Below are 18,453 nucleotides of genomic sequence, written 5' to 3' on the forward strand. Positions count from 1 at the left end.
CCACCACCTCCCCTGCACCCAACAACTCGCCCGCCCCGAGTAGCTCGTCCCGAGAGCCAGAGCAGTCCGAACCGGAGAAGTCGGAGGCTAATAATCCCAGCGAGACGACGGACGTAGAATAGGCAGCTATGAACTCACGCCCCGGACACTCAGATAAGCCCGCACGATCCTCCCGCTCCCGCAGCACAGACATCACGGGCCGAGCCGATACTGCCCGCTCGAGTAACCGGGCCAATACTGCTGGACAGCGCGACGACACCGTCACCAGCTTCCGCCCCGACCGCAGCCACATCTTAGCGGCCGTGATCATGATCCTCATCGCGCTCGTGGGCGTGGCCTATCAGCCGCTGATTCTCGGCTGGATCCTGCTTTTGCCGCTGATATTCATCTATTACGTCTTAAAGTCCGCCACGCTGGTGGGGCCGGCGGGCATCACCATCTCCCCCGCCTTCGGCTCCTCCACGACCGTGCCCTGGGATAATATCGAGGGCGTGGAGTTTTCCGGAGCAAAGGCCCTCCTGCGCACCTCCGACTCCCGCAAACACCGCATGCCAGGCGTGACCTTTAATTCCCTGTCCAAACTGGAAGCCGCCTCCCAAGGCCGTATCCCCGACCCCATCACCCAAGGGCGCGCCGCCGCCGCGGAGAAGGTCGAAGTGATCCAAAGGGATGGACGCAGCGAGCTTCGCGAGAAAACACCCGATCGCGACGCCTCCACCGATCACAAGGACAAGCCTCAAGGCTAGACTGCAGCGCAGAAGCTGCGGCTGGGTTGCGGTGAGCTGAGCTGGTGCGGCAATGCTCGCGGTGCGGTAGTGCCGGCGCTGGGTGTGGCGCTGGCGCTGTGCATCGGCGCGGCGGTGTCGGCGCGCGCTGCTGAGCACACCAGCGCTCGCGAGTCCATCCGTCTCTCAGGCCTCGGCTGATCCCGCGTCCTGAGAGCGGCTTCGCCAACGCCATTTCTTCCCAGGGCACACGCGCGGTGGATGCTACTACGCATCAGCCCGACTCCCCGCGCACACCCGCCGCCGATTGCGCTATCCGCGCGAGAAGATCGCAGCGATAGCCTTCGTTATTTTTGGTGGAAAAGCAGAGTGGAAGCGTCGATAATCTGCATAAAGCCGCTAGAACAGCCGAGCATTATCGCGCAACGTGGTGGGCTAAAGCTGCCCCCGTCACTAATTATTCAGGGCTGACCCTCTACTCTGTAGCGTAGTCACCCATCAATCATCTTTTTCGGAAGTGTTCACCTTATGATTCCCCTTCGCTCACGTGTGACAACTGTCGGCCGCAATGCCGCTGGGGCGCGCGCCCTCTGGCAAGCAACTGGCACCAAACCGGAGGATTTCGGCAAGCCCATCGTGGCCATCGCCAACTCCTACACTCAGTTCGTTCCAGGGCATGTGCACCTGAAGAATGTCGGCGATATCGTCGCCGATGCGGTGCGCGCCGCTGGGGGTGTGCCCAAGGAGTTCAACACCATCGCCGTCGACGACGGCATCGCAATGGGCCACAACGGCATGCTCTACTCACTGCCCTCGCGCGAAATCATCGCCGACTCGGTTGAGTACATGGTCAACGCCCACACCGCCGACGCCCTAGTCTGTATCTCTAACTGCGACAAGATCACCCCAGGCATGCTCAACGCGGCGCTGCGGTTGAACATCCCCACCATCTTTGTCTCCGGCGGGCCCATGGAATCGGGCGAGGCGATCGTGGTTGATGGCGTCGCCAAGCGCGGATCCGATCTGGTGGACGCGATCTCCGCCTCCGCCAACGACACCGTCGATGATCACCACCTCGAGCAAATCAGCAACTCTGCCTGCCCCACCTGCGGGTCCTGCTCCGGGATGTTCACCGCCAACTCGATGAACTGCCTCACTGAGGCCCTCGGGCTGAGCCTGCCGGGCAATGGCTCCACCCTGGCCACCCACGCCTACCGGCGCCGCCTCTTCGAGCGGGCTGGGCAGCGCATCGTTGAGATCGCCCACCGCTACTACGCAGAAGAGGACGCCTCGGTGTTGCCGCGCGCCATCGCCAACCGAGATGCCTTCACCAACGCCATGACACTCGACGTGGCTATGGGCGGTTCTACCAACACGGTGCTGCACATTCTGGCCGCCGCCATCGAGGGTGAGATCGACTTCACCCTCGACGATATCGATGCGATCTCGCGGCGCACCCCGTGCCTGTCCAAGGTGGCCCCTAATTCCGACTACTTCATGGAAGACGTGCACCGAGCCGGCGGCATCCCCGCCATCTTGGGTGAGCTCTACCGCGGCGGCCTGCTTAAGGACACCGTCCATTCAGTGCACTCCGACTCCCTGGCCGACTACATCGCCCACTGGGATATTCGCGCCGAGAATCCGAGCGAAGAAGCAACGGATCTCTTCCACGCAGCCCCCGGTGGGGTACGTACTACGCAGCCGTTCTCCACCGAGAATCGCTGGGAAAGCCTCGACACCGACGCCGCCGGTGGATGCATCCGCGACGTCGAGCACGCCTATACCGCCGAAGGTGGCCTGTGCGTGCTGCGCGGCAACATCGCCGAGGATGGCGCCATTTTGAAAACCGCCGGTATCTCCGAGGAGCAATTCCACTTTGAAGGCACCGCCCGCGTCGTGGAATCCCAGGAAGAGGCCGTGTCTGTGATCCTGAACAAGGTGCTGCAGCCCGGCGAAGTCCTCTTCGTCACCTACGAAGGCCCCGCCGGTGGCCCCGGCATGCAGGAAATGCTGCACCCCACCGCGTTCATCAAGGGCGCCGGCTTGGGCAAAAAGTGCGCGCTCGTCACCGATGGCCGCTTCTCCGGCGGCTCCTCCGGGCTGTCCATCGGCCACGTCTCCCCCGAAGCCGCCGCCGGCGGCACCATCGGCCTCGTACGCACCGGAGATCCCATACTTATCGACGTCGCCACACGGACCATTCACGCCGATATCTCCGCAGACGAACTCGCCGCACGCCGCGAAGAGGAAAATTCCCGTCAACACCCCTTCACTCCACACCAGGACCGACCCCGCGCAGTGAGCAAGGCACTCAAAGCCTATGCCGCCATGGCGTCCTCGGCAGATAAGGGAGCTGTGCGCATCGTCGACTAGGGCTAGCGGGTGGCGCTTCTTCCAAGCCGTGGCGGTTGCGGAATAGACGGCGTCGATAAGCCTTGTGCGTAGTGCGCAAAATAAAAAAGGGGCTGGTCTGTGACGACCAGCCCCTTTCGGCTAAGTGTTGCGGCGCTAATTCAGCGGATTAACTCCGGCGCCAAACCACCACAGTGCGACGGCGGCCGCGCTACCAACAAGCACCCACAGCCACGAGCTCAACAAGGGGCGGTGCGCCCACGAGCGGTTGAAGTCGAGAGATAGCTTGCCCGGGCCGGTGAACTGGAGGGCAAGTACTGCGAGAATCATTACTACGCAGAAGAGCACCTCGCCCGACCAATTCAACGGATTCACGCCTGCGTTGAGCACATCGATCTGGTGCAGCGCAGACAACAACGTGGCGACAATACCCACGGCCGCAGCGACCGGGGTCAAGAGACCAAGCAGCAAGAACACACCGGCGAGCAGCTGCAGACTGGGCTGAACAACCGACAGCAGCCACGGCATGGCGTAGCCGCTGAACTCGTTTTCCAACCCAGACAGGCCCTCGGAGTCGCCAAGCTGGAAGAAGGTCTTCACTCCGGCGAGGATCAGCAGTGCGCCCACGCCCACGCGAAGCAAGAAGATACCGAAGTCCAAGGTGCCACGGCGGTGGTCCAACGCCGGGTCATAAGGCTGTTCGTCATCATCAGCCGGCTCCGCCATATCGCCCTCGACCCACTGGGGGCCGGCAGCCGGCGCTGCAGCCACGCCCGGCGCTTGTGCGTAGTCCGCGTCATAATCCGCCTCGCCTGCCGGCTGGGGGCGCTGAAGAGCCACAGTCTCCTCCGCGGTCGGGCGGTTCGGCTCGGGGTGCGGGGGTTGGCGTCGATCAGCGGCAGGCTGGGGCGCAGCCGCCTGCGAGCCTTCAGGCTCCGTGGTGCGAGTGTCGCGAGCGCTAGTCGGAGCATCCGATGCGAGCGGACGGGAACGCTCAGGATGCTTATCAGAGTCGGCCTGAGCAGAAGCAGCAGCCGCGGCAGCTGCGCCGGCGCGGGGCATCACGACAGTTTCGTTGCTGTCCTCTTCTCGACTAGGGGTGCTACTACGCACCGGAGCAACACCGCGCTCCGGTGCGTCGTTCGCGGGTTGTGCTGCAGGCTCTGCAGGTTCTGCAGCGTGCGTTTGCTCAGCCTGGCCAGCCTGACCGCGGGGCGGAATGGCCTGCGGTGCTGCACGGCCAGTGCGTTCGTAAATACTGCCCGCCGTGGAGCGCTTGCCAGGCTTCTTCGGCTCGGGGGTGGGACTCTGCTGCGTAGTAGCAGAGGACTGTTTCTTAGAGTGAGCCTCGTCGCGCGCACTCGCTGCGTGCTGGCTAGCCGCAGGCTTTTCGGATGCGCGTTGCGACTCCGAAGCCTTGGCATTCTTGGAATCCCGGCGCGCATCGGCCGAGCTCGCGGAATCCTTGGGGTTGTAGGTGGGGATTTCGGTGTCCTCGCCGAAGTCGTCGGCACGGGCCTTGTCGGGACGGGGGTTCTCAGGCTTGGTCATGCAGCTCAGCGTATAGCGCCGAGCTGGTGAAACGAAGGATTTCCTCACCGGCGTGCCGTGAGTGTGAGGGAACCTTTACAGGATTGTTATTGCTCGAGGGCGGTGGCGGCGTCTAGGACAGCGTCGCTGAGCGCACCCAAGATGGGTGATTCGAGTCGCCAGTGCTGCCAGTAGAGGTGGACTTCTTCGACGCTGTCATCAAGGAGGACCACGTCGCCGCTGTCGAGGAGTGGGCGTAGTTGTGTCTCGGGAAGTAGGCCCCAGCCGAGGCCGACGCGGGCTGCGTAGACAAAGTCTTCCGATGAGGGGATCCAAGAGACGCTGCGGTGGCGACCGTCTTCGCCACTGCGTAGTCGCCCGAGCAGGTCGTGTTCCTGGAGCTCGTCGTTGGGGCCGTAGCGCAGTGCGGGCATCGAGGCCCAGTCGAGACTGCCGTCGGGGTGGGTGTAGGTGTCGAGGAGCCGGGGATGCGCGGCCGCGCGATAGCGCATGACGCCGAGATAGTGGGATTCACAACCGGAGACTGCCTCGGCTTCGCGGGTGACGGCGCCGAGGACGTCACCGCGGCGCAAGAGGTTGCGGGAATGGGATTCGTCTTCGATGCGTAGTCGCAATGACGCGCTATTCCACGAGGCGACGTCGGCAAGCACCGGCCGAAACCAGGTGGAGAGTGAGTCGGCGTTAATGGCGATGGCCAGGGGCACGCGGCCAAGCCTCCCCCGCAGTTGGGCGTCGGTTTCGGCCTGTAGCAGCGCCATGCGGCGACCTGCCTGGACGAGGATTTCTCCCGCCTCGGTGGCCCGGACGGGATTGGCGCGTTTGAGCAGCACCCGCCCGATCGTGTTTTCCAGCGCCTTGATCCGCTGACTGACCGCCGAGGGAGTGATGCCGAGCCGTGAAGCGGCTGCTTCGAAGCTGCCTTCATCGACGACGGCGAGGAGCGTATTCAGCTTGACGTTGTCCATGAAGCAATTTTAACGCAGGTGAAGAATACTTAATTTTCCTTCACGCGAGGAGTGCAAGAATATTGAGTACGTGATTGCACTGAATGGCTTCTTCGTTGGATTGTCCCTGATCATCGCGATCGGACCGCAGAACGCGCTCCTGCTCAAACAAGGCGTTAAGGGAGTCGCCGTGGGCGCGGTCGTCGCCGTCTGCCTCCTCTCCGACATTCTGCTCATTCTCGGCGGCACTGCTGGAATGGGCGTACTCGTCGAGAAGGCCCCCACCGCGCTTGTCGCCCTGAAATGGGCTGGGGTGGTGTATCTCAGCTACTTCGCTTACACCTGTTTCCGAGATGCGCTCGCTCCAAAGGCGGGGGCACTTCGCACCACGGATGTACGCGATCCCGAAGAGATTGATCTGCATGGCGAGGATGCTACTACGCACAGCACCCCCGAGATCATCGCCGAGGCAGGCGCACTCCAGGACACGTCTTTCCGCCGCACTAACCTCGGCGAGGAGCACAGCGATCACGGCAGTGGCTACGTCTCCGGCGGTAGTGTTGCCACCAAGCGCCGCAGCCGCATCGCCACCTCCGAGAAACCGTGGCTCAGGCCGGTGATCGCCGCGCTCGTGTTTACCTGGTTCAATCCGGCCGCCTATATCGACACGCTGGTCATGCTGGGCGGGCTCGCCAACCAATTCGGGCCCGTCGGTCGTTGGGAATTTTCCGCCGGCGCCCTGGCAGCAAGCGTGTTGTGGTTTCCCACCATCGGTTTCGGTGCACGTGCGCTAGCCCGGCCGCTGTCGAAGCCGCAGAATTGGCGCCGACTCAACTTCGCCATCGGCATTGTCATGGTGATCATCACGGTGCGATTGGCCTTGCACTAGCGTGTCAAGCGCATGCGAGGTGGCGTCGACAAGCATTATCGACGCCACCTCGCTTTGTCGACCCGATGACCCGTGGTTGCGGGGCTGCCCACTGCGGCTGCGTAGTTACTTTTTCTTCGACGCGGTTGCCCCAGCCCAAATGTTGATTCCGGCATCATCGGAGGCCTCGTCGATGGCGGCCAGCTCGGCGTCTGTGAAATCCAGATTGTCCAGTGCCGCCACGTTGTGGCGCAGCTGTTGCGCAGACGATGCACCCACCAGGGCCGAGGCCACCGTTAGCTCACCGAAGTCACCTTGCTCGCGCAATACCCAAGCGATGGCCATTTGGGCGAGGCTTTGTCCGCGCTCGCGCGCAATGTCGTCGAGGGCCCGCACCATGGCTAGATTGCTCTCGGAGAGCATGCTTTCGCCAAAAGAGCCTTTCTCAGCCGCGCGGGAATCGGCGGGCACGCCGTCGAGATAGCGGTCGGTAAGTAGTCCCTGAGCCAGCGGCGAGAAGGCAATCACTCCGAGCCCGTTGTCGGCGGCGGATTCGAGGAGGGACTCGCCGTCCTCGCCGGGTTCTTCGACCCAACGGTTCACAATCGAATAGCTCGGCTGATGGATCAGCAACGGGCAGCCTTCTTCCTGCATGATCGAGGCGGCTTCGGCCGTCAGCTCTGGTCCATAGGAAGAAATACCCACATAGAGCGCTTTTCCAGAGGCGACGATATCGCGCAGGGCATACATCGTCTCCTCCAACGGCGTATCCGGATCGGGGCGGTGGTGGTAGAAGATGTCCACGTAATCCACCCCCAACCGGTCCAGCGATTGATCCAAGGAGGACATCAAGTACTTGCGCGAGCCACCAAACCCGTAGGGGCCGGGCCACATGTTCCACCCTGCCTTCGAGCTGATGATCATCTCATCGCGATGCCCTGCGAAATCGCTACGCAGAATCTCGCCGAAGTTACGCTCCGCGGAGCCGGCGGGCGGCCCATAGTTATTGGCCAGGTCAAAGTGCGTGACGCCGAGATCAAAGGCACTACGCACAATATCTCGCTGCACGTCGAGACGACGGTCATCGCCAAAGTTGTGCCACAACCCGAGCGAAAGGGGCGGCAATTTTAGACCTGAATTGCCCACGCGACGATAGTTCATGGACTCGTAGCGGTCCGGCGCGGGTTGATAAGACTGGGGAGCTTCTACTGTGAATGACATGCTCCCAGTGTGCCTGCGTCAGTGGCGATCGTGCTACTACGAAACGGAGTCTCTCCCCCATTGCCGCTGCTAGCCCATAATATGAGGAAGATGACTACGCATCAGCTCTACGACTCCACTCTTGAACTACTTCGCACACTGATCCGCAACGCGTGCGTCAACGATTTCACTCCCGGCTCGGGCAACGAGGAGCGTACCGCCGAGACCCTCCGTGAGTTCTTCTCAGACGCTCCGGCCGAAGTTCGTGAGCGTCTCTCAATTGAGAGCATTGAGCCCAGCCCAGGTCGCACCACTCTCATCGTTACTGCCGCCCCAGCCAAAGATGAGGGGCTCTCGCCTCTTACCTTCTTCGGCCACACCGACGTCGTTGTCGTCGACGAACAGCACTGGACCAAACCGTGCTTCGACGCGGTGATCGAAGACGGCAAGATCTATGGCCGGGGCGCAGTAGACATGTTGTTCATCACTGCAGTGCAAGCTGTTGTGACTAAATGGGCTGCCGCACAGAATCATCTTCGCCGCCCGATCCAATTTGCTGCTCTCGCCGATGAAGAGGCACGTGGTGGACTCGGGGCGGGTTGGATCGCCGAGAACCAACCCGATGCTCTTTCCTTTGATCATTGCCTTGGCGAGACCGGCGGTGGGCACATCGTGCTCAATGGCACCTCGCGCTGCGTAGTAGTCAACGCCGGCGAGAAAGGAGCTGCCCAGCGACGTATTCACTTAACCGGAGATCCTGGGCACGCATCGACTCCGTGGGGAACAAGAATGACCACTGGCATCCTAGGTGAAGTCACCACTCGGTTAGCCGCATTGTCTATCCCTTCTGATCAACCCCTGTGGGAGCCGTTCGTCCGTGCCTTCGAGTTCGATCCCGAAACTGAGCGCGCATTTCTCGCCCACGACACGACTGATTACAGTCCGTTCGGCGAGATGTCACGCTTCGCGCATGCAATCTCCCACACCACTGTGGCTCCCACGGTTGTTCGCGCCGGCGGCCCCATCAACGTCCTTCCCTCGTCTGGATATGTGGATCTCGATATCCGCCCGACCCCAGGCATGACCCAAGACGATGTCGATGCCCATCTCCTAGATGCTATTGGCGAGCTGCGTAGTCACTGCCGCATCGAACGGCTGATCTGCGAAGATGCCACGGTCTCCCCCACCGATTCGCCGCTCTACGACGCGATCAGCGCAACTTTGGCCGAGCTCTTCCCCGAGGAACAGGTGCTTCCCATCATTGCTTCAGGGGGTTCAGATTTGCGCTTCGCCCGTAAAATGGGCGGCGTTGGCTATGGCTTTGCAGCACATGCTGCGGGGCGCACGCTCGGCGACGTGCAGGCCCAGCTGCACGCCCACGACGAGCACCTCCACCTCGAAGACCTAGAGCTGACTCTCCGCGCATACCTAGGGGTGACTGAACGCTTCGCAGCTGCGTAGTCCCCATGCGCCTTAACGACGCCGCCCGCACTGTTCTCAACCACCTCGCACGGGGCGTCTTCCCCCTCGTCCGCCGCCGCCACTGCTAGGGGCGCAGGGGTGTAGTTCTCACCGAGGGTGGCGCAACATTAACTCTGAGCGTCGGTGGCGGTGTCCTGGTTGTGATAGGCACACGGCTCGGGCCAGGGCTGGGCCCGCACTTTTGCACCAGGTGCTTGCTGCGCTGCCACGGAGTCGTTGACGTGGACTTCTGGGCTGGACTCTGCGGCGTGTGCCCCGCGGGTCGCACCTACTCGCCCCGTCTTGGGGTCCCGCGCTGCATGGTGTTTGCTGTGGTGGGCGCGGGTGTCATCGTTGTCGCTGTGATGGATACGACAGAGACAGGTGAGGTTGTCAATATCCGTCGCCCCACCCTGCGCATAGGGCTCGATATGGTGAATTTCGCATTTGGAAATGGGTGTCGAGCACCCAGGATGCGAGCACACATTCTGCGCCGCGGCCAAGGCAATGCGCTGGAAAGTATTGGCACAGCGCTCGAATCGTCCTAGCCGAAGAACATCGCCAGTATGCGGATCATGGACTGCAAGGAATCCGTATTTTTTCATGCCGAGCGCCATGACTTGCTCAGTGGACAAGGGAATACCCGTATTGGTGGGATGTTCGATGCCGGCATTGGCGTAATCGCAGTGGGTGAAATCTTTAGGCGAAATGCACACCACCAGCGTGCTGTCTGCATTCCCTGTGCCACGTTTAATGACGGCGCTAAACGCCTCTTCGTAGCGTTGGTGATAAGAACGCTGATCCCCCTTGGGGCGAGGCTTTCTCATTTCGCGATCGACCTGATCTGTCAGGACTGCTGCTGCATCGGGCGCAATACGCCCGAATATCCCCACATTGCCATCGGTTCCGGGTTTGGTGATAGTTAAGCGTCGAGAAGCGGCGCTATCGCGGTGCGCGTCGGGCAGCGAACTATTTGCCCGGCGCACACGCAGAATCAGCAGCTCACGGGTGTCATCATAGGAATGCTCGGCACCATAGCTGACCGCTTCGAGGCGAATCGATTCGCGAATGCGCGCGTCTTTCGTGCGCAACCCAGCCAAACTCGTTTCAATGAGCCGGCGCATATCGGCGCTCAACCGATGGCGCCGCAGCTTATCGACGCTCAAAGCCCGTAACTGGCGAGCCTCTTCAACGCGCTGCGCCGTCTCGTGGGCCGGCTCGTCCTCTGGCGGTGCGTCCTTAATTGGCCCGTATAACCGTGCCGCCTGGGTAGACACATTCGATGCCCGCGTTTTCGACCACCCCAAAGTGTCTTGTAAAAACCGAACGGGCTTTTTCGTACCAGCTACGGCAACAGCCTTCTCACTTCGAACGCGGTGCGCGAGCAAAACATCAGTGTGGGCTTTCAGATCTTGAAGCTGCTCCAATCTCTGATAGGTGGCTATAACGTTGTCGAAATCCTCCACACCTGATTCCAATTCTTCGGTGAGACGAAGCAAGAAGGCCTCGTACTGGCTAATTTCGTCGATAAGTGCGGTCATCATGTGTCCCCCCATGGCAACAATGCTCGTTGTTGTGTGTGTTGACAGCACTGTGACAAATCCGCACCCCCTCCGCCACGCTTTCGCCGCGCCACGCTACTGAACTGTGGATTGCGCGAATTTTATGCACAGCTTGGGACGATGGTTGTGCGGTCATCGACACTCTCGGGAAGGAACTACGCATCAGAGCGCGAACAGGAAAAATACGCCGCAACTGCTGATGCGTAGTCCCTTTCCCCACACACCAATCCACCCACACTGCGCGCACGAAAAAGCCGGCAGCACCTCTCTCGAGGTCGCTGCCGGCAGCTCTGCTGCGTAGTTACTGTAGCTTCGAAGCGATGAGCTGGTTGACTACCGCCGGGTCAGCCTTGCCGCGGGTAGCCTTCATCACGGCGCCGACGATGGCGCCGGTGACCTTCTTGTTGCCTGCCTTGTACTTTTCCACGATGTCAGGGTTGGCAGCCAGTGCCTCATCGACGGCCTTCTCGATGGTGCCGTCGTCGCGCATCACTTCAAGGCCGCGCTGGGACACAACCTCGGAGACGCTGCCCTCGCCAGCGAGCACGCCATCAACAGCCTGGCGAGCGAGCTTGTTGGTGAGCTTGCCCTCGTTGATCATGCCCACAACTTCGGCGACCTGCTCGGGGGTGATGGCCAGCTGCTCAAGATCGACCTCGAGCTCATTGGCCTTTTGGGACAGATAGGACACCCACCACGAGCGGGCTTCAGCGGAGGTGGTGCCAGCATCCATGGTGGCGACGATGAGATCGAGGGCGCCTGCATTCACTAGATCGCGCATGGCGGCATCCGATAGCTCCCATTCCTGCTGCAAGCGCGCCCGACGCACCCACGGCAGCTCCGGCAGCGTAGCGCGGATCTCCTCTACCCACTCGCGCGGCGCAACCACCGGCGGCAGGTCAGGGTCATTGAAGTAGCGGTAGTCATCGGCGGTTTCCTTGCGGCGACCCTGCGTGGTCGTGCCATCAGTTTCCTGATAGTGCCGAGTCTCTTGGCGGATCGAGCCCCCATCCTGCAGCACCGCGGCCTGGCGTTGCATCTCGAAGCGCACGGCCTGTTCCACGGACCGCACCGAGTTGATGTTTTTGGTCTCGGTGCGGGTGCCGAACTCGCTCTGCCCGATGGGGCGCAGGGACAGGTTGGCGTCGCAACGCATCGAACCCTGGTCCATGCGAGCATCGGAGACCCCAAGCGCCTTGACGAGATCACGCAGCGCCGACACATAGGCGCGGGCCACCTCAGGGGTGCGGGCGCCGGCGCCTTCGATCGGCTTGGTCACGATCTCAATAAGCGGCACACCGGCTCGGTTGCAATCAACCAGCGAGGAGGTGGCACCCTGGAGGCGTCCGTCGGCGCCGCCGATGTGGGTCAGCTTGGCGGTATCTTCCTCCATATGAGCGCGCTCGATCTCGACGCGGAACACCTCGCCATCATCGAGAACCACATCGAGGTAGCCGTCATAGGCGATCGGCTCATCGTATTGCGAGATCTGGTAATTCTTCGGCTGGTCCGGATAGAAGTAGTTCTTGCGTGCAAAGCGCGAGGACTCCGCGATCGAACAATTCAACGCCAAGCCAATCTTGATCGCCCATTCCACGCCCTTGGCATTAACTACCGGCAGCGCCCCAGGCAGGCCCAAGCTCACCGGATCCACATTCGAGTTCGGGGTGTCTCCGAAATGCGCGGAGCTCGCCGAGAACATTTTGGTCTCTGTCGACAGCTCCACATGCACCTCAAGCCCCATCACGGGATCGTAGGTGGCGAGGACATCCTCGAAGTCCATCAGGTCAAAATCCGCTTGCGTCATAGCACCCCATAATAGTTCATGGCCCGCACGGAGATATCCATGCGGGCCATGATCCTTCTACTCTTTAGCCAAACAGCGCCTGAGCAGTGCGGTAGCGCCCCTCGGGCACGCTCTTCAGCTTGCCCACGGCAACATCAAGATCCACCAGCTCGATGTGTTCACCGCGCAAAGCAACAGACTTACCGAAGTCGCCGTTGTGGCAGGCACGGGCGGCGTGCACGCCATAGCGGGTGGCGAGCACACGGTCGAAAGCGGTCGGGGTGCCGCCGCGCTGGATATGTCCCAGCACGGTGGTGCGCACATCCTGACCGAGGCGCTTTTTGATCTCCTCGCCAATGACCTGGCCGATACCATTGAAGGTCTTGTGACCAAACTGGTCTTCCTCACCCTCGGCGAAGTCCATAGTGCCCTCCTTGGGCAGCGCTCCCTCGGCGACGACGATAATGCCGTACTTCTCGCCCATCTGGAAGCGGCGTTCCATACGCTTACAAATGTCATTGATGTCGAAGGGATGCTCCGGAACCACGATGTAGTGGGCGCCGCCAGCCATGCCGGCGTGCAGAGCAATCCAGCCCACGTGGCGGCCCATGACCTCCACGATCATCACGCGGTTGTGAGATTCAGCGGTGGTGTGGAGACGGTCGATGGCGTCGGTGGCCACAGACACTGCGGTATCAAAACCGAAGGTGTAGTCCGTGCCATTGACGTCATTGTCAATGGTTTTCGGTACGCCCACCACGGGGATGCCATTATCGGAGAGCCACTTCGCGCCCTTGAGAGTGCCCTCGCCGCCGATCGGAATCAGGGCGTCAATGCCCGCATCCTCCAGGTTCGCCTTGACTTGATCGATCCCCTCGCGGAACTGGTTCGGGTGCAAACGGCCGGTACCCAAGATGGTGCCGCCGCGCAGCAGGATGCGGTCAATACTCTCGTCGTCATAGAGCTGGGTGCGGCGATCCTCAAGCAGGCCCACCCAGCCGTCTTGGTATCCCACCACAGTGGAACCATACTCGGCGGTCGCAGTACGAACGATACCGCGGATAACAGCATTCAGGCCGGGGCAGTCGCCACCAGAAGTCAGAGTCGCAATACGCATGCGTTTCAGTCTAGTCCTTATCTTTGTGTTATGCCCGATCGGACAGCGTATTTTCCGGTTTCGGAAACGTGTATTTGCTTACAGTCACTAATCCACAGATCATCGCCAGCATCGGCAAGGACATCGCGAGCGCCACGCTCGTCGATAGCACCGCCCCCACAGCGGCGGCGCCAATCACCGAACCAAGCTGACGCGTAGTGTTATACACCCCCGAGCCCGCACCGGAGAGCTCCGGGGTCAGCTCCCTCATGGTCGCCACCGAGTTAGGGGCCCACACAAACGCGCTCGCCACACCGAAAAGAGTGAGCGGGATCATCAGCAGCAGCGGGGCGGCGTCGATAAGCATCAGCCCCGTCATCGCCCCAAGCACAAGCACACAGCCGCCGAAACCCACCAGCGACATCGTGCGCGGATGCACCCGGTCGGACATGCGCCCTGTCACTGGAGCGAGCACGAAGGCCACCAGCGCCATCGGGATCAGAAGGAAACTGGCCTGCTGGGCGCTCATCCCGTGGGTGGACTGCAGAAACAGCATCACCGGCAGCATCATCGAGTTCACGCAAAAGCCCATCATGGCGATCGAGAACGCCCCGATTGAGAAGTTGCGGTAGCCGAAAATCTGGAGCGGAACCAGGGGGTCACGCTGGGCGCGGGCGGCGCGGCGTTGCAGCGCGATGAATGCTACTACGCAGCAGAGCGCCAGTGCGAACAACACCCACACCACTGGTGCGTAGTGGAGGGCAGGCCCCTGCTGCACCGCGAAGACCAACGCGAACATACCAATCATGCTGATCGCCACGCTCGCGAGATCAATCCGGCGCGCCACCCGCTCCAGTGCGGGCACCCAGGCCCACACCAACACAATCGAGACCACACCAATGGGGACATTGACGAAGAAAATCCACTGCCATCCGAAGCGAGACACCAGCAGCCCGCCGAGCAGCGGGCCAGCGAGATTCGCCAAACCCGCCACCGCACCCCACACGCCCATGGCGGCGCCGCGGCGATGACGCGGAAAGATCCGGTTAATCACACTCATCGTTTGCGGAGTCAACAGCGCCGCACCAATGCCCTGCACCGCGCGGGCGATGATCAGCGCATGCACCGACTGCGACAACCCACACGCCAGCGAGGACAGCGTAAACACCGCCATGCCCACCATGTAGACCTCGCGCTGACCATACCGATCCCCCAGGCGCCCGGTCACCAAAAGCGGCACCGCAAAACACAGCAGATAGCTACTGGTCACCCACACCACCTCGGTGAGCGTCGCATCAAGCTGCGCATACAGCTGCGGGGTCGCCACCGCCACGATGGTCTGATCCAGCAGAATCATAAAGAAACCTATGCAGAGCGCCGCCAGCGCTTTCCACTGCGGCCGCAGACTCTCCTGCTCTATCGGCGCCGCGGGCCCCTTACCAGGCCGCGCAGCATCAACACCAGGCCGCGCAGCATCAGCGCTTGTCGACGCCATCTTGGGTCCAGCAGCCGCAGCGGACCACACCCGAGCCGCGTCGGTATCCCGTCCGGGAAAACGAGGAGTAGACATGGCACGCCAGTCTACTCCGCCGCCGATGCTCGCCTGCGACCCCATCGCGCCAGCCCACACTCATTAGTCTCACGGTGCTACTACGCAGCAGAGTGGCTCACCCCCGATGACCGCCTCGGTTCACCCCACCGGCTGCGATCGCGGGCTACGATAGCCGGTATGAACCTGAAAAAAGCTGAGAACGTCAATACTGCCGCCATGGTCACCGTGGGCCTGATTGGTGGCTGGCTCACCGCTCGGGAAACCTTGATCCGTCCCCTCGGCGGGGCTGTCCTCGCCGCCGCCGGCGGCTATGCGGCCCGCAGCTGGTACAAGAAGAGCGGCGGCGTGGTTGCTGCTGGGCTGACCGGACTCTACGTTGCTGGTTTCGGTCTCTCCCACCCGCTGGCGAAGAAGATCGGCGCCTGGCCCGCCGTGCTGACTGTCACCGCCGCCTCCGCTGGCGCCGCATGGGTGCTTAACGATAACGCCTAACACCGCTTTCCACCGCGACACCCCACGCGCCACGGCTCGCGCCTTTCCAATCAGGCATGTCTAGCTGCGGCGCGTGATTGCTATGGGGCCCTCGCCCCGCCGCCACCACCCCACTACCCGCAGTCGCCTCACCGCGCGCTTGCGGCCCCGCCGACCATCTGTCCCTCTCATCACTGGGCGAGCGGAATGCTTCCCACACGGCGATGCAGCGCGCCGCCGTCTGGGCTCGCCCCCAGCTCGGAGACCAGCACATGCACCCGATCCACGAGGAAGCTGGGCCCCGCATATAGCGTGCAATCTTGGGCAAGTTCTGCGGTGAGCGATGAAACGCACTTCTGTTTCGGCCCGCCTCGATGAGCCTGCGCTCGCCCCCGCCGCGTGCGGGCCACCGTGAGATGCGGGCGCGGGGTGGCGTGGTCCGGTTCGATTCCAGGCAGCACACACCGCCGCATACAGTCGGTCATCTCGCGCCTGCCATCTCCCACCCCGATCCACAGATAGCGGCCGTGGAACTCCCCTGCCCCGCGCAGCGCCAGCCGAAACGCCGGCATGCCGCGAAGCGACTCCGCCAGCTGCTGCTGCACCGTGTCGATACTTCCGCTCGGCATCTCGCCATAGAACTGGCAGGTGATATGCCAACTGCACGGTTCGCTCCACCGCAGCTGACCCGCCGCGGAGAGACTACGCAGCGCAGCGGCCAAGTGATCGCGGGCCGAGTCACTGGGATATACCGCGGTGAATAGTCGCACACTCATACACCTCAGCGTAGCGTTCTCACCAGCGCTTTTCGACGCCACCACCCTCCGAATCTCGGTGTGAAAGCCCAAAAGGGACCGCCATGGAGCAGCCTCATGTAGACACGCAATACTCTGCTGCGTAGTAGCAGAAGGCGCGGCGCACCTGGTTTTGCAGGTGTGCCGCGCCTGATCAGTAGCGCCAGCCGGAATATCAGCCGGTGCCGACAACGACGCTAGGAGCGCCCGGCCTCGAAGGCGGCGCCGACTGTGTAGAGGCGGTCGTCGCAGAAGGCGGGTGCCATCAGCTGGAGGCCGACGGGAAGGCCGCTGTCGGGGGCCATGCCGGCGGGAACCGACATGCCGGCCAGTCCTGCCAGGTTCAAGGGCAGGGTGAAGAGGTCGAAGTTGTACATAGCCAGCGGGTCGTCGATCTTGTCGCCCAGTTTGAAGGCGGTGGTCGGGGTGACGGGGCCGGCGATGACGTCGACGGTTTCGAAGGCGCGGGCGAAGTCGCGGGCGATCATGGTGCGCACGCGCTGGGCCTGCAGGTAGTAGGCGTCGTAGTAGCCCACCGAGAGGGTGTAGGTGCCGAGAATGATGCGGCGTTTGACCTCGTCGCCGAAGCCGGCGGCGCGGGACATGGCCATGACGTCGTTGGCAGAGTGGGTGCCATCGTCGCCGGTGCGTAGTCCGTAGCGCATGCCGTCGAAGCGCGCCAGGTTGGAGGAGATCTCCGAGGTTTGGATCAGGTAGTAGGCGTTGAGGGCGTGGTCGAAGCTGGGGCAATCCACCTCGACGATCGTTGCGCCCTGCTGCTTGAGCTGCTCGAGGGAGGCGTCGATGGTCTCGAGGACACCGGCTTGGTAGCCATCACGAATGAACTGCTTGGGGCAGCCCACGGTCACGCCGCTGAGGTCGCCGCGGGCGCCCTTGGTGGCGGCGTCGACCACGGGGGCGACGGGCTTGTTCACGGAGGTGGCGTCGAAGGGGTCCTCGCCGGCGATGACTTCGTGCAGCAGCGCGGTGTCGAGCACGGTGCGGGCGGCGGGGCCGCCCTGGTCCAGGGAGGAGGCGCAGGCGATCAGGCCATAGCGCGAGACCGTGCCGTAGGTGGGCTTCACGCCCACGGTGTTGGTCAGCGCGGCGGGCTGACGGATCGAGCCGCCGGTGTCGGTACCGATAGCCAGTGGCGCCTGCAGCGATGCCAGCGCCGCCGCGGAACCGCCGCCGGAGCCACCCGGGGTGCGCTCGGTGTCATAGGGGTTGCGGGTGAGTTTATAGGCCGAGTTCTCGGTGGAGGAGCCCATAGCGAACTCGTCCATATTGGTTTTTCCGAGAATCGGGATGCCCGCCTCGCGCAGCTTGCGGGTCACGGTGGCGTCGTAGGGGCTCATGTAACCCTCGAGCATCTTCGACCCTGCCGTGGTGGGGGCGTCGGTGGTGACGAAGACATCCTTCAGCGCCAAGGGAACACCGGCTAGGGCCGAGGCGGGCTGCTCGCCGCGGGCGAGAGACTCATCCACGGCATCGGCGGCCGCCAGGGCCTGCTCGTCGCCAACATGCAGATAGGCGCCGATATCTCCATCGACCTCCGCAATGCGATCAAGGTAGGCCTGGGTGACCTCGCGGGAGGATACCTCGCCGGAGTGGATCTTCGTGGCCAGTTCGGCGGCGCTGAGCGAGAGAAGTTCTACGCTCGATTCAACATAAGAGCTCATGTGGTTGCTATCCCTTCTCTATTCGCCCAAAATCCGCGGCACGGCAAAACGCTGCTCGGCCGAGTCGGGGGCCTGATCAAGTGCCTGCTCCGGGGTCAGCGAGGGCTTCACCACGTCCTCCCGCATCCCAGTGGATACCGAGTGCGGGTGGCTCATCGGCTCGACGCCTTCGGTATCGACTTCCTGCACGGCCTCGACGTGATCAACAATATTGATGATCTGCGTGCCGAGGTGATCGAGCTCCTCGTCGCTTAGGGCTAGCCGGGCGAGGTCAGCCAAGTGGGCCACCTCGCTGCGAGAAATATCAGCCACGGTGAATTCGTCCTCCTCTTAGGGTTTCGCTGTAACTTCCCTAGCTTAACCTACGGCTACTACGCAGCAGAGTGCCCCGCCCCATGCGGCCCCACGA

The 18,453-nt window shown here is 62.4% G+C and carries 15 protein-coding genes; 5 read left to right on the plus strand and 10 right to left on the minus strand.

The genetic code is table 11. The features are described from left to right. Nucleotides 1-128: 128 nt before the first annotated feature. Together GBB18_RS10440 and ilvD are read left to right on the plus strand one after the other, a co-directional pair. Nucleotides 129-746, plus strand: a complete 618-nt coding sequence (locus GBB18_RS10440) for a PH domain-containing protein (RefSeq protein ID WP_151641623.1) — start codon at nt 129-131, stop codon at nt 744-746. 507 nt (nt 747-1,253) lie between these two features. Then, complete coding sequence (gene ilvD, locus GBB18_RS10445; RefSeq protein WP_151641624.1) at nt 1,254-3,098, plus strand: dihydroxy-acid dehydratase; 1,845 nt, start codon at nt 1,254-1,256, stop codon at nt 3,096-3,098. 135 nt (nt 3,099-3,233) lie between these two features. On the opposite strand, the gene GBB18_RS10450 is transcribed toward ilvD, so the two are convergent. Continuing rightward, nucleotides 3,234-4,628 carry a DoxX family protein gene (locus GBB18_RS10450; RefSeq protein WP_151641625.1) on the minus strand — a complete coding sequence of 465 codons (1,395 nt, stop codon included), beginning with the start codon at nt 4,626-4,628 and terminating at the stop codon, nt 3,234-3,236. Between the two features lie 86 nt (nt 4,629-4,714). Further along, entirely contained in the window at nt 4,715-5,593 is an 879-nt protein-coding gene (locus GBB18_RS10455; protein WP_151641626.1) for a LysR family transcriptional regulator ArgP, read from the minus strand. 70 nt (nt 5,594-5,663) lie between these two features. Here GBB18_RS10455 and GBB18_RS10460 point away from each other — a divergent pair, with 70 nt between their 5' ends. After that, on the plus strand, nt 5,664-6,461 hold the full coding sequence (locus GBB18_RS10460; protein ID WP_151641627.1) for a LysE/ArgO family amino acid transporter: 798 nt from the start codon (nt 5,664-5,666) through the stop codon (nt 6,459-6,461). Nucleotides 6,462-6,566: 105 nt separating this feature from the next. On the opposite strand, the gene mgrA is transcribed toward GBB18_RS10460, so the two are convergent. Then, a complete protein-coding gene (mgrA, locus tag GBB18_RS10465; protein ID WP_151641628.1) occupies nt 6,567-7,661 on the minus strand; it encodes an L-glyceraldehyde 3-phosphate reductase in 1,095 nt (364 codons plus the stop codon). Nucleotides 7,662-7,742: 81 nt separating this feature from the next. On the opposite strand from mgrA, the gene GBB18_RS10470 reads away from it, so the two are divergent. Beyond that, nucleotides 7,743-9,101, plus strand: coding sequence for a M20/M25/M40 family metallo-hydrolase (locus tag GBB18_RS10470; RefSeq protein ID WP_151641629.1), 1,359 nt, complete (start codon nt 7,743-7,745; stop codon nt 9,099-9,101). Nucleotides 9,102-9,229: 128 nt separating this feature from the next. Here GBB18_RS10470 and GBB18_RS10475 read toward each other — a convergent pair whose 3' ends face one another. The 4 genes from GBB18_RS10475 to GBB18_RS10490 all read right to left on the minus strand — a co-directional run bounded on the left by GBB18_RS10475 (nt 9,230) and on the right by GBB18_RS10490 (nt 15,115). Then, on the minus strand, nt 9,230-10,645 hold the full coding sequence (locus GBB18_RS10475; RefSeq protein ID WP_192796025.1) for an HNH endonuclease signature motif containing protein: 1,416 nt from the start codon (nt 10,643-10,645) through the stop codon (nt 9,230-9,232). Nucleotides 10,646-10,964: 319 nt separating this feature from the next. Then, complete coding sequence (gene gatB, locus GBB18_RS10480; protein ID WP_151641631.1) at nt 10,965-12,470, minus strand: Asp-tRNA(Asn)/Glu-tRNA(Gln) amidotransferase subunit GatB; 1,506 nt, start codon at nt 12,468-12,470, stop codon at nt 10,965-10,967. 64 nt (nt 12,471-12,534) lie between these two features. After that, nucleotides 12,535-13,566 carry a 6-phosphofructokinase gene (locus tag GBB18_RS10485; RefSeq protein ID WP_151549030.1) on the minus strand — a complete coding sequence of 344 codons (1,032 nt, stop codon included), beginning with the start codon at nt 13,564-13,566 and terminating at the stop codon, nt 12,535-12,537. Nucleotides 13,567-13,594: 28 nt separating this feature from the next. Further along, complete coding sequence (locus tag GBB18_RS10490; RefSeq protein ID WP_225990288.1) at nt 13,595-15,115, minus strand: DHA2 family efflux MFS transporter permease subunit; 1,521 nt, start codon at nt 15,113-15,115, stop codon at nt 13,595-13,597. A gap of 159 nt (nt 15,116-15,274) precedes the next feature. On the opposite strand from GBB18_RS10490, the gene GBB18_RS10495 reads away from it, so the two are divergent. Next, complete coding sequence (locus tag GBB18_RS10495) at nt 15,275-15,589, plus strand: hypothetical protein (protein WP_151549032.1); 315 nt, start codon at nt 15,275-15,277, stop codon at nt 15,587-15,589. A 170-nt stretch (nt 15,590-15,759) separates the two neighbouring features. Here the strand turns inward: GBB18_RS10495 and thpR are convergent, their stop codons facing one another. The 3 genes from thpR to gatC all read right to left on the minus strand — a co-directional run bounded on the left by thpR (nt 15,760) and on the right by gatC (nt 18,356). Then, nucleotides 15,760-16,344: an RNA 2',3'-cyclic phosphodiesterase gene (thpR, locus tag GBB18_RS10500; protein WP_151641632.1), complete on the minus strand. Its 585-nt coding sequence runs from the start codon at nt 16,342-16,344 to the stop codon at nt 15,760-15,762. A gap of 215 nt (nt 16,345-16,559) precedes the next feature. Continuing rightward, nucleotides 16,560-18,044 (minus strand): Asp-tRNA(Asn)/Glu-tRNA(Gln) amidotransferase subunit GatA, encoded by a 1,485-nt coding sequence (gene gatA, locus GBB18_RS10505; RefSeq protein WP_151549034.1) that lies wholly within the window; start codon nt 18,042-18,044, stop codon nt 16,560-16,562. A gap of 18 nt (nt 18,045-18,062) precedes the next feature. Then, nucleotides 18,063-18,356: an Asp-tRNA(Asn)/Glu-tRNA(Gln) amidotransferase subunit GatC gene (gatC, locus tag GBB18_RS10510; protein WP_151529985.1), complete on the minus strand. Its 294-nt coding sequence runs from the start codon at nt 18,354-18,356 to the stop codon at nt 18,063-18,065. Between the last annotated feature and the right edge of the window lie 97 nt (nt 18,357-18,453).

Source organism: Corynebacterium sp. 11A (assembly GCF_008930935.1).
Lineage (GTDB): Bacteria > Actinomycetota > Actinomycetes > Mycobacteriales > Mycobacteriaceae > Corynebacterium > Corynebacterium megadyptis.